Consider the following 13,888-nt stretch of genomic DNA (forward strand, 5'->3'; position numbering starts at 1 on the left):
TTTACCTAAATGTTTTAATATTTTTTCAAGATTGAATGTTGCATATGGGCATGGGATCTAATGGATTAATACATCCAGTTCAGGCTAAATCCTGTCGTCACATTGTCTGTTTTAAAGTGGTCTGGTTTTTTTAACGGCGTCCCAACAAAAACGTCATAATTGACCGATTTTAAGACTTGCCCTCGTAATCCAAAGGCAGCGCCCATTAAACTTGTTCCCAGCAATGGATTCGGTTCATGTGCGGTTTTACCCCCCACTTCACCATAGTCAATTCCTGTGTACCATTGCATCGGAAGCTTAAACATCGAGCCACTGATTTCATTACGGACTAAAAAGCCATTATCTGCCAATAAAGTTTGTTCACCATCAAACCCTCTTACGGTATAGCGATTCCCAATCGAGAATCGATCTTGTGGGGTCAGTGGTTTTTTACTGTACTGTGTTCGCCATTCAGCAAGATACTGTAGCGATTGATTACCGACTTTAAATGGCACTTGCAGACTGGCATTGGCTTGTAAAATACCCACATGGGTATAGGCTTCGCCAAATTGCTCTTCAGGTGCATGCATTGCATTAAATGCACCTGTACCGCGTTTATAGGTTAAATTGCCTGTTAAAGTCGCATTGGCTAGATATTCTGTATGATCCAAACTGGCTTTCCAGCCACCGGTTTTTCGACGTTGTACTTCAATTTCTACATCATTGATGAAGTTTTGTGATTCCCGATACCATCCTCCCACACTGGCGGTGGTTTTTCGTTTGGCATCACGGTAAAGTACCCGAGATAAATCTGCCCCAATCAGTTTGCTTTTGCCGCTATAGCTATAACTTTCACTGGCACCTGCAACCGTTTGGTTATAATCAGACTGGCTATAACTGGTGCTAAGCAGCCAATATTTGAGTGGAATGCTATAACTTAAGTAATAGCCATCTGTTCCGCGTTTACCTTGATCTCCCCCACCTAAATCATGGTTATAACTGCCATAAAACAAGTCATTTGCAGTAAACAGATGGTCTAAAGATAAGGTTGCTGTGCCTTGATATTTCCCAGTTGAATCTGAGCCTGCATCATCAACACCTAAATGAATCCGGTAGGGTTTTGATTGTTGCCATGCCAACTCTAAATCACTATAGCCAGGTTGGTTACGCTGTTCTGATGGTTTGATTTTAAAGTCAGCCTCAACAGTCGGCACACGTTTAAAGTTTTCTAAGCCTTGTTCAATATCCCGAATATTTAAAATATCCCCAGACCGAACAGGCAAGGCATTCAATTTGTGAGCACGCTTAGATGTCCCTTGAACAAATTGAATTTGATCCACTTTCCCAGCAATCACTTGAAGTTTAATTTCACCTGAAGCAATGTTCTGTTGAGGTAGCAGCATGCGTGTGGTGACATACCCATGACTAATAATACTGTTTTGAATTAGATCTAAGGCTTGGTTTAAGCCTTGTACCCCAATACATCGGCCAATGAGATTATGTTGACCTTGCGTGACGGGGCGCATCGCAAAAGTAAATTGACGTGCATCTTCCCCAATCAATACAAATTTTTTAATTTCAAAACACACATCTTCGCTGTTTGATTTTAGATATTGCAGTTGTGCTTGGGTTTGAAGTTGTTTTTCTAGTCCCGTTTGCACTACAGCTTCGGGCTGTAATTGCTTCTGTAATGCTTCATCACGTTGTTGCTGGCGCTGAACAGCATCTATTTCTAACTCTGGGCGTAATTGTGGATCTGCTGCGTTTGTTACTGTACCCAAAAGCGTTAAAAAAACGGCTAAAGTGGTTCTTTTATAGATGAAGTTCTGCATGTCAATAATAATTATGATAAATTTCACGTTTTATTATTTCGAAATTATGACATTTTGTAAATAATTAATTCAGATTTTTTCATCATAGCTCTAAAAACAATAAATATTATCGTTCTATAAAAAATCATGTCCCCCAATATTGACCTATCAACGACAAGGTCATATTTGGGGGATAGATAAAACATGAAATGACTCTAACTTAACCGTTTAAGTAAGTGGCTTTATCTCTCTTGTAAAGCTTGTTTCATCCGCGTAATCGGTTTAATCAAGTATTGAAATACGGTCTTTTCACCGGTCTTTACATCAACAGTGGTCACCATGCCGGGAATAATCGGAAGCTTTTTCCCTTGTTTATCCACTAAACTATTTGCATCGGTTTTGACCAAGATACGATAGTAGACTTCATTTTGGTTTAATTTCAATTCACTATTACGTTTGTCATTGCTCAGGGTATCGGGACTAATCAGTGTCACCACCCCCTCTAAGCCACCATAAATCGAATAATCATAGGCACTTATTTTAACAACAGCAGGCAATCCGGGACGAAGAAAAGCCACATCCTGTGGGCGTATATAAGCTTCAACCAAAAGTTTGTCATCTAAAGGAACAATTTCTAAAATATCTTGTCCTGCATTGACCACACCGCCCACTGTATTAATTTTAATATTTTTCACAATACCGCGAAGTGGTGCTTGAATAAATGAACGGTCAACAGGATCCGCACGCATCGCCATATTTTCTCGCGCCTGTGCCAATTCAGCTTCTGTTTTTACCAACTCATTATTCGCATCGGTTAAATAGCGATTTTTCCGATCTAAAATTTGCGCCCCCAAATCTGCGGATTGTCGTTGCATACGCAATACTTCCACATTTGAAACCAATCCCTGCTGTGCCAGCGGTTGGGTAATCGAAATCTCATGATCCAAGAAACTTTTACTGGCTTTTAATGCTTCGATCGCATCGACCATCGACTGTCGTCTTACCGTATAAGCCTGATATTCTCTTTGCTTTAATTCGCTTGAAATCTCTTGAGGAAATATCGGCTTCGTCTCTGTAGTTTCCGCTTTCAGTCGTGCTGCAATTGCGGTTAAATTTTCAACCTTAGCCTCGCTCTCTCTTAAAATAGCAGAACTGCGAGTATCATCCAGTTTGAGTAGAATTTGATTTTTTTCAACAACATCCCCTTCTTTCACTCTCATTTCCATGATAATGCCAGGGTCTAAGCTTTGAATAATTTGCTCACGACTACTAGAGATAATACTTCCTTGGCCTCGCGTCACCTCTTCTAAGGTACTGTTATACGCCCAAATTAAAAATACGACGATTAACACGAATAGCAAAACAATTACCGCGAAATAGCCATAATGTTTTTCTTGCTGTAAAGCGCCATTCAAATCATTTAACAGCTTCAAATCAGATTGGCTGATTGGGGGCTGTTTAGTTTGTTTTTTCATTTCTTTCACTTACTTAATCTGCATAATCATCACAACATCGTTTCTCATCCGACCAAATTTTGACGTTTAAAACATCAGGTTATTTACGGATCCGAGCACTGACACTCACCCGATGAACTTTGGGTTTTACAGAAGGAATATTTGGGGACTGTTGTTGAACTAATTTGGCAAGAATCTCTGCTTTAGGACCGTCCATCGTAATGGCACCATTTTCCATCACAATAATACGATCAACCAATGCAAGGACTTGAGGACGATGGGTAACCACCAATAATGTTCTTTGTTTTGCCCAGTTTTGAAGCGCATCTAAGGCAGATAATTCTGTTGCTTGATCTAGTCCAGTGGTGGGTTCATCAAGCAGTACAACTTGTGGATCACGTAAGGTTAATCTTGCTAAAGCAATGAGTTGCTTTTGCCCGCCAGATAACCCTAAGCCGTTTTCACCGAGTTGCATGTCTAAGCCTTGCGGATGCTGATTGATCACCTTATCGAGGCCAAACTGATGTAAGACCTGCATTAACTGTTGATCAGTTGAAAAATGATCAGTTCTTGCCAATTCGAGATTGTCCCTAAGCGTACCCAAAAATAAGCGAGGACTTTGGCTAAGTAAACTGACTTTGCTTCGTAAATCACTTGGGTCGATTTGACGTATATCAATATTGTCTAAAGTAACATGACCTGCATTGGCCTCATAAAGACCACTTGCGAGTTTTAACAAGGTACTTTTTCCACTGCCAATATGTCCCAAAATGGCAACTTTTTCACCTGAGTTAATATTTAGGGTTATGTCTTTGACTGCTGGTGCTGCATCTCGTTGATATTGAAATTGGATATGCTCAAAAGCGATCTGGCCTTCGACCGATGCTAAACTGATATATTGACGGCTAGGATCGCGTTCAATAGGTCTTGCAACAATATTATTAATCCCTTGTAAGGCCAATTTAGCTGACTGAAATTTAATCGCTAAACTGGCTATTTGGGATAATGGCGCAAGTGCTCGACCAGATAAAATCACCGAAGCAATCAAAGCCCCCATGGTAATTTTATAATCGGGATTACTGCTGTGAATTAAATAAGTTCCGAATACCACCAAGAAGACAGTATTTAACTGCTGCATACTTGCGGCAAAATTCACCACCAAATTACTTAAATTTCGAACTTTAATCGAAGATACAGAAGTTTTTGCAGTGAAATTATCCCAACGTTGCTGCGCCCAATTTGTGGCATTATTGGTTTTTAACGTCTCGATTCCATCAATTGCTTCAACTGCCAAGCCTTGTCTTTGAGATGACTCCTTCATAGATTCATTGATATAGCGAGCCAATGGTCTTTGCACAAAGAAGCCCACTGCAATCATAATTGGAATTAAGGCCAAGGGCACAAAGGCCAGCTTGCCACCGACTAATCCAATCACACTGATAAATAAAAATAGAAAAGGCAAATCAACAATGGTCAGTAAACTCGCACTGGTCATAAACTCGCGAACCGCTTCAAACTCACGTAGATTATTGGCATAAGCGCCAGCCGAACTTGGACGATCGACCAAACGTAACTGCATAACGCGTCTAAAGAGTGCTGAGCTAATAATTAAATCTGCTTTTTTACCTGCAATATCAGTTAAATAAGAACGAATTAATTTAGAAATAAACTCAAAACTAATCGCGATGATCACACCGATACTTAACACCCATAATGTTTCAAAAGCTTGGTTTGGAATAACACGGTCATATACGTTCATAACGTATAATGAACTTAATAAAGCTAAAAAATTAATCATCAATGTTGCCAATACAACTTGATAATAATATTTTCTAAATCGCCAAATTACCTTCCAAAACCAAGCTTTAGGCAAATGATATTCAGGTAAATCAGAACGTAAGTCTGATTGAACTTTTGACTTAATAAACCAACAAAATCCTAAGTACAATTGTTCCAACTGCATTGCAGGGATGACTTTGGTCATCCCATCTGTTTGCAATAAATGATAAGTCCTTTCGTCAGCATGATATGTAACTTCGGTAATCACCGCAGCTTCTTCATTTTTTAATAAGATCGTGGCAGGTAAAGCAAGTGTTGGAATATCTTGTAAAGATCGCTTCGACAATTGGTTATCAAAACCATAACTCCGTAAAACTTCTGTGAGCGTGCCATAATCAATCTTTAAATCTTGATCACGCCCAACCCTTGCCAATAAAGCAGCTTCACTAATCGGACTACCTAATAATTTAGTCGTTAATGCGATATGTGAAATAATAGATTTCATGTTGTTCTACTTAAATACTTTGAAAATAATCGGGAAACCAAGTTAGTTTGTGACACCAGCCCACTGACTGATTTTGGCTTGAGCCAATAAATACTCTAAAGTCGCAGCTCTAAAATCATTACGAGCTTCCACTTCTGTTGCTTCAATATTTGCAAGCTCGTTATAAGCATCGAGTACATCAATTAATGTTCGACGAGAGATTTTGAACTGTTGTTCATAAGCCCAAACGACTTTTTGTTGAACATCAATATATTGATTCACTAATTTAACGCGTTGTTCATTTTGAGACATATCGAACATGGCTGTTCGACTACGCTCAATGGTATCGCGTAAGCTTTGTTGCATACGCGATGCTACAGCGATTTTGGTTTGATTTTTCTGTGAGATCTTATGCTTTGAACCTTGATTAAAGATGTCCCATGACATTCTTAAATAGATTTCTTTATTATCTGGACTTGCCGTCCCTTCTAAATTAATACTTGGCATTTGAGCCGCTTTAGACACTTTAATATCTTCAAGTGCACTTTCATGTTCTGCTTTTTGTGCTAAATAACTGGGTATTTGATCAACCTCAGCACGATGGTATTGGGTAATAAAATCTTGAGATGTCATTCCATGAAAAGGATCAACAATCGTATCTGGTGCTAAAAAATCTTGCGTATAGACTTCTAATCGACTCACAGTTAAACCTAAAGTACGTCGTAATTCAGCAATACCTGTTTCTACTTTTAGTCGACGTGCATGAGCTTGGGCCAACTCACTGAGCCGACCTGAATCATGTTGCACAATAATATTTAAATCATGCAGCATTTTATCGTGACGTTTTAAATTTCGTTCTGCAACAACCAAAGACTCTTTGGTCCTTAATGCGGTTAAATACAATGTAATGATTTTATAACCAAGGTCTTCTCTGGTTTGTTCAGCAGTATATTGATAATAAGCTTCTTTTTTCTTATCTCGATCAACGGCTGCTTCAATCCCGCCCCAAGCATAAACATTGACGGTCGCGCGTAGACCTGGAGCAAAATGCGTTTCTCGCGCATTACTTTCATATTTATGTTGTTGACCGAGCACTTGAGTCCCTATAGCACTGACAATCGGATAATGTTCAGCCTTAGTCGTCTGCATCGTACTATGTGCAAAAGACACATTCGCCTGAGCCTCCTGTATCACAGGATCATTGACCAGCGCTTGTTTGAGTATCTCTTTTAACGTCGCTGCATGTACCAATGGGCCATGTATTGCCAACATCCCTATAAAACACAGAGATATTGACCGTGTCAGTTTTCTATTCATTTGCATTGATGAGTTCTATCGGCTACCAGAAATACAATCAATGGATATAAAAAATAACCATTTGTTTTAACTGCATTTTTAATAAATTTGCATTGAAGTATTATTTAAATGTGGTATAGCACCATCACGTGCATGCCAAACCACACTAAAAAACCCAGATAAATATACAAAAAGCATTCGCTACAGGATGTAGAAAATGCTTTTTGTGCGGCTTAATTAGACTTAAATTAAGTTAGGCTGCTCAACACTGAGTTGCTCTAAATGTTGTGAGACATTGATATGGTTTGTATTCACAACTTCGGCTGGATTTGGCGTATTGGCAAAGCCATCTAAAGTATGACCAACTGCATTAAAAACCTCTAAATGATCCAACTGATTACTCATGCTCAGTGCTGTTTTACTGGCACTTGCTTCAGGAATTAATTGAATGTCAATGAGCAATTTATCACTAGATTTATCGCCATCTTTATCGACAAGTGTAAATGTAAACTCTTCTTGGGTTTTACCTACAGGACGAGTCGGAGCTGGGTTATAACTAAAGTCACCAAACTTATCTGCTGACATATTTAATTTAAAGCTACCACCGATCTCTGTTTTCACCATCAGTACACCATTACCAGCATCTTGCCAAATACTTGCATTGCTATTGCTACTGGTGATTTGGTTTGTTGCATAGTCATAAGTATAGTCATACCCATCAATCTGAATGATTAACTGACCTGCACCATCGGCACCGAAAGATGAAACAATATTGCCCACATCATCCGTACGAATAGACCCCTGAGTATCAGTAGCTTCTGGAACCAACTCAGACATAATACCGCCGAGATCAGACATATCTTTTAAAATAATAATGTCACTCGAACCATCTTTGTTGGTGCCTTTTTCGCCATCGAAAGCAATTGGTTTTAAGAAATCTGCACCCTCATCCATCTGAGGACCAATACCAATCGCAATAGATTTTATGTTTTGTTCTTTTAAGAACGCTGTCCACTTATCTTCACCGATATCGATATTTTGATTGCCTGGTTCATAATTTGATGGTGACGTTGGTTGGATACCACGTACTCCATCAGTGCCATTACCAAAGTTTGGAATACCATCACTGACAAAGAGCAAACTATTGTTCACCTTAGCGCCGTCCACACCGACAACTGGACCAGCACCTTGATTATTCAAATAACTATGAATAACTTCTTGTAAAGCCGCATCGTAGTTGGTATCTACACCAATATCTTTTGGTCGAGTGCCAAAATTATATAATCCTTTCACAATTTTCTTGGCGTCATCTAATGACACCCATGTATCTGTTTGACCAGGTAGCGAAAGATGCTTGGCTAATTTTGAGAAGCCAATGATATTCACTTTCACGTCTCCATTACCTGGGGCTACACTGTCAAGTTGCTCCTGATACTTATCTAGCATCGTTTCAATCGCTTCGACAGCTGCGTTCATACGCATTTTCTCGCCACCATTTACTGGATCTGGAATACCGCTATCTCTTGCACCCATACTGCTAGAGAGATCCAGACTAATGATCACGTTCGCATAAAAAGTCGTCTCACCATCTGCAACTACAGATATTGGCGCTGCTACTGATTTATCATCTTCCACAGTAATAATGAGGTTAGCATCGCCAATATTGGTATTGATACCAAAATCAAGATCTAAACGTTCACTGTTCTCACCAACATGATCCACTGGCGCTTTAAGACCAATTTCATAAGGAATTGTGGTTTTCCCATTGCTGGTCACTGGTGTACCCAAAGTAATCGACATCACTTCTTGACCGCTTGGCGTGGTTCCAACTAAGCCACCATTTGCTGTTTGGGTCCAGTTTATTGTCTCACCACCAGAAGTGACATCCACTGTTGGCAATGTCATTAAGATATCGCTAATGTCAGCATTACTAGGGTTATCTAAACTCAATTCACCATTTACAACAGCGGCTGTTGAACCATCTCCTAAATCAGCTTCTTTGAGTATCTCGGTTAAGGTACCTGTAGGGCTTATATCTAAAGTTACGTGAGCTGGATCCGATACATTGCCAGCCTTGTCTTTGACTGTATATTCAAATGCATCAGGACCAACATAACCTTTGTTTGGAGTATAGGTTACTTCACCAGTGATTGGATCAACGCTGACCGTACCATGCTGTGGTTGTTTCGTGATCACCACAGTGCTTGGATCTAAGTCACCATCTTTGTCAGTATCATTTGCAGTCACATCAATGATGATTGGGGTATCTTCTTTAGTGTTAGCACTATCATCAACCGCAACTGGATTGGCTGTGATATCGATTACCACAGTCGCAGGATCAGACACATTCCCAGCTTTGTCTTGGACGGTATATTCAAATGCATCTGGACCAACATAACCCTTGTTTGGGGTATAGGTCACTTCGCCTGTGATTGGATCAACGTTGACCGTACCGTTCTGAGGCTGTTTCGTGATCACTACTGTACTTGGATCTAAGTCACCATCTTTGTCACTATCATTTGCAGTCACATCAATAATGATTGGGGTGTCTTCTTTAGTTTCAGCCCTGTCATCAACTGCAACAGGATTGGCTGTGATATCAATTACCACCGTCGCAGGATCAGAAACATTGCCAGCTTTGTCTTTGACGGTATATTCAAACTGGTCTGGACCAACATAACCTTTGTTTGGAGTATAAGTCACTTCGCCTGTGATTGGATCAACACTGACCGTACCATGCTGAGGCTGTTTCGTGATCACCACCGTACTTGGATCTAAGTCACCATCTTTATCAGTGTCATTTGCAGTCACATCAATAATAATTGGGGTATCTTCTTTGGTTTCAGCACTGTCATCAACTGCAACAGGATTGGCAGTGATATCAATTACCACAGTTGCAGGATCAGAAACATTGCCAGCCTTGTCTTTGACTGTATATTCAAATGCATCTGGACCAACATAACCTTTGTTTGGAGTATAGGTTACTTCACCTGTGATTGGATCAACACTAACAGTACCGTTCTGAGGCTGTTTCGTGACCACCACCGTACTTGGATCTAAGTCACCATCTTTATCGGTATCATTTGCAGTCACATCAATGATGATAGGCGTGTCTTCTTTAGTTTCAGCACTATCATCAACCGCAACTGGATTTGCACTCACTTCAATCACGACAGTTGCAGGATCAGATACATTGCCCGCTTTATCTTTGACGGTATATTCAAATGCATCTGGACCGACATAACCTTTGTTTGGGGTATAGGTCACTTCGCCTGTGATTGGATCAACACTAACAGTACCGTTCTGAGGCTGTTTCGTGATCACTACAGTGCTTGGATCTAAATCACCATCTTTATCGGTATCATTTGCAGTCACATCAATAATGATTGGGGTGTCTTCTTTAGTTTCAGCACTATCATCAACCGCAACAGGATTAGCGGTGATATCGATTACCACAGTCGCTGGATCAGATACATTGCCAGCCTTGTCTTTGACTGTATATTCAAATGCATCTGGACCAACATAACCCTTGTTTGGGGTATAAATTACTTCACCAGTGATTGGATCAACGCTGACCGTACCGTTCTGAGGCTGTTTCGTGATCACCACCGTGCTTGGATCTAAGTCACCATCTTTATCAGTGTCATTTGCAGTCACATCAATAATGATTGGGGTATCTTCTTTGGTGTTAGCACTGTCATCAACTGCAACTGGATTAGCTGTGATATCAATTACCACAGTCGCAGGATCAGAAACATTCCCCGCTTTATCTTTGACTGTATATTCAAATGCATCTGGACCAACATAGCCCTTGTTTGGGGTATAAGTCACTTCACCAGTGATTGGATCAACGTTGACCGTACCGTTCTGAGGCTGTTTCGTGATCACTACAGTACTTGGATCTAAGTCACCATCTTTATCAGTGTCATTTACAGTCACATCAATAATGATTGGGGTGTCTTCTTTAGTTTCAGCACTGTCATCAACTGCAACAGGATTTGCACTCACTTCAACCACTACAGTTGCAGGATCAGAAACATTGCCAGCCTTGTCTTTGACTGTATATTCAAATGCATCTGGACCGACATAACCCTTGTTTGGCGTATAAGTCACTTCACCTGTGATTGGATCAACACTAACAGTACCGTTCTGAGGCTGTTTCGTGATCACTACAGTGCTTGGATCTAAGTCACCATCTTTATCAGTGTCATTTGCAGTCACATCAATAATGATAGGCGTGTCTTGTTTAGTTTCAGCACTATCATCAACCGCAACAGGATTGGCGGTGATATCAATTACCACAGTCGCTGGATCAGAAACATTGCCAGCCTTGTCTTTGACTGTATATTCAAATGCATCTGGACCAACATAACCCTTGTTTGGAGTATAGGTCACTTCACCTGTGATTGGATCAACGCTGACCGTACCATTCTGAGGCTGTTTAGTGACCACCACCGTACTTGGATCTAAGTCACCATCTTTATCGGTATCATTTGCAGTCACATCAATAATAATTGGGGTGTTTTCTTTGGTGTTAGCACTATCATCAACCGCAACAGGATTTGCACTGACTTCAACCACTACCGTTGCAGGATCAGACACATTGCCAGCCTTGTCTTTGACGGTATATTCAAATGCATCTGGACCGATATAACCCTTGTTTGGGGTATAGGTCACTTCGCCTGTGATTGGATCAACACTAACAATACCGTTCTGAGGCTGTTTCGTGATCACCACCGTACTTGGATCTAAGTCACCATCTTTATCAGTGTCATTTGCAGTCACATCAATGATGATTGGGGTGTCTTGTTTAGTTTCAGCACTGTCATCAACTGCAACAGGATTGGCTGTGATATCAATTACCACAGTTGCAGGATCAGACACATTCCCCGCTTTATCTTTGACGGTATATTCAAATGCATCTGAACCAACATAACCCTTGCTTGGAGTATAAGTCACTTCACCTGTGATTGGATCAACGCTGACTGTACCATGCTGTGGTTGTTTCGTGATTACCACTGAACTTGGATCTAAGTCACCATCTTTGTCGGTATCATTTGAAGTCACATCAATAATGATTGGGGTGTCTTCTTTAGTGTTAGCACTATCATCAACCGCAACAGGATTGGCGGTGATATCGATTACCACAGTCGCAGGATCAGACACATTGCCCGCTTTATCTTTGACTGTATATTCAAATACATCAGGACCAACATAACCCTTGTTTGGGGTATAAGTTACTTCGCCTGTGATTGGATCAACACTAACAGTACCGTTCTGAGGCTGTTTGCTAATCACCACCGTGCTTGGTTCTAAGTCACCATCTTTGTCAGTATCATTTGCAGTCACATCAATAATGATAGGCGTGTCTTCTTTAGTTTCAGCACTGTCTTTTTCTGCGATAGGAACATGCTGAGGATGTTCAATTACAGGAGATTTTTTATTGTTATCATGACCTTGACCAATAGCCACTGCCGCTATCGGAACCAAAGCCAATAACCATAATGGATTAAAGGCCCAAAATGCTGCAACTTCTTCACCACCTAAAGCCTGACCAGCTTCAACTTGATCCGCAAGCAAACTTACTGCATCACTTTTTTCTGCACTTTCTGGGACATAAGGGTAATATTTGCCATTTTCATGCTGACCGATCAGTAAGTTAGACTCCCCTTCTGAATAGCCCAACTCACCATTTGCAGCATAATAGTTTTCAATAATCAGATCTGGCTGATCAACATCCCCACCTTCGAAACTAATCCACAAATCCTTATCATGGCGTTTAGTCGCAATATTTTCTGGCCCAAATGAAGTCTCTTTATCGGTAAACTCATAATGAACATTTGCTTTTGCAGCAATTTTTAATGGTTTCCCTTGAGAACCACGACCAAACTCGCCCCCTTCAATATTCAAGGTATCGAGTGTTGATTTTTTAGCATTAATTTTGAGAACAATATTCTTTACAGTCACGTTTATTTCCTTAATTTCAATAATTAAGCATTAATTAATAGAATCAAAATACTAAGTTTTGAAATGAAGCGTAATTACGGCTGAATACCATAAAGAAGGATCTCAACTCGACGATTGGGCTGATTACATGCCAAACGCGCAGTACGATTTTGAGTGTGTTTTTCAGAACAATCTGTGATCAATAAATTTGTTTTACCACGGCCTTCTGCAGCAATTAAATCAGCAGATAAACCATAATTTACCATCATATTTTTTACACTTTGCGCACGATGCGCTGACAACACTTGGTTATAACTTTCCGTACCGTCTGGATCTGTATAACCAATAACATCTATATGGCTAATCTCGGCTGTTTCATTACGAATGGCATCTGCAACATCCTTAATTTCTTGTTTACCCTGAGTTAACATATTTGCTTCATCTGATTTATCAAACTGAAACAAAGCGCCAGCTTGTAATGTAAATTTCTTCAACATTTTAACGGTAGGCTTACACTTTAAATCGCGATCAACACGTGGCAAGGTATGGACTTGTTCCTTTAAATGCTGCTGAGCTTTTTTAATTTCATCCTCATTCATTGCTAAGAAATAAGTCTGCCCATTCTGATCCAGACTCACACGTAAGTAGGTGGTTTTTTCGAGAGGTAAATTATAGTATTGCCCGCCTTTTTCTTTAGTTGCATAGCGATCTTTGACATCCGTTTCAATTGCAACCAACTTTTGGTTATCAGGACAAACTTCAAGCTCTTTATAAGCATTGGGTAACAATGAAGCCAAATATTCTCCACCTACAAAAATATTTACCGCTTTTCCCTCAATTTTCTCATCACGAACAAAAACAACATTTGCTTTATTTTTATTTACTTTTTCATTAATTTTTTGATTTTCAAAGTTATGCCACTTTTCAACAGCCGTACCATTACTACCACCTTTCACAGCACATCCAGACAAGATTGAGCTGAGGAGTAGTGTTGTGACCAACAAGCCTTTATTTGTGACCATCATTAAAATTTGTTCCTTACAGAATTTAAAAGTAAAAAACCTCTACAACGAAACGTTTAAGCTTCGTAGAGGTTGCACATAAAAACCTTTTAGACAGCGAGACCAATATTTTAAATT

The 13,888-nt window shown here is 40.0% G+C and carries 6 protein-coding genes; all 6 read right to left on the reverse strand.

What is annotated here, in order from left to right; genetic code table 11:
• Nucleotides 1-65: 65 nt before the first annotated feature.
• Nucleotides 66-1,811: a ShlB/FhaC/HecB family hemolysin secretion/activation protein gene (locus tag ACZ5QH_RS17650; protein ID WP_303577556.1), complete on the reverse strand. Its 1,746-nt coding sequence runs from the start codon at nt 1,809-1,811 to the stop codon at nt 66-68.
• 221 nt (nt 1,812-2,032) lie between these two features.
• Nucleotides 2,033-3,265 carry an HlyD family efflux transporter periplasmic adaptor subunit gene (locus ACZ5QH_RS17655; protein ID WP_004817233.1) on the reverse strand — a complete coding sequence of 411 codons (1,233 nt, stop codon included), beginning with the start codon at nt 3,263-3,265 and terminating at the stop codon, nt 2,033-2,035.
• Nucleotides 3,266-3,344: 79 nt separating this feature from the next.
• On the reverse strand, nt 3,345-5,528 hold the full coding sequence (locus tag ACZ5QH_RS17660; RefSeq protein ID WP_303577509.1) for a type I secretion system permease/ATPase: 2,184 nt from the start codon (nt 5,526-5,528) through the stop codon (nt 3,345-3,347).
• A gap of 42 nt (nt 5,529-5,570) precedes the next feature.
• Nucleotides 5,571-6,779, reverse strand: coding sequence for a TolC family protein (locus ACZ5QH_RS17665; protein ID WP_303577510.1), 1,209 nt, complete (start codon nt 6,777-6,779; stop codon nt 5,571-5,573).
• 267 nt (nt 6,780-7,046) lie between these two features.
• Nucleotides 7,047-12,770, reverse strand: coding sequence for an Ig-like domain-containing protein (locus tag ACZ5QH_RS17670; RefSeq protein ID WP_464016756.1), 5,724 nt, complete (start codon nt 12,768-12,770; stop codon nt 7,047-7,049).
• A 74-nt stretch (nt 12,771-12,844) separates the two neighbouring features.
• A complete protein-coding gene (locus tag ACZ5QH_RS17675) occupies nt 12,845-13,774 on the reverse strand; it encodes an OmpA family protein (RefSeq protein WP_303577512.1) in 930 nt (309 codons plus the stop codon).
• Nucleotides 13,775-13,888 lie beyond the last annotated feature (114 nt).

The organism is Acinetobacter sp. Ac8 (genome assembly GCF_055392545.1).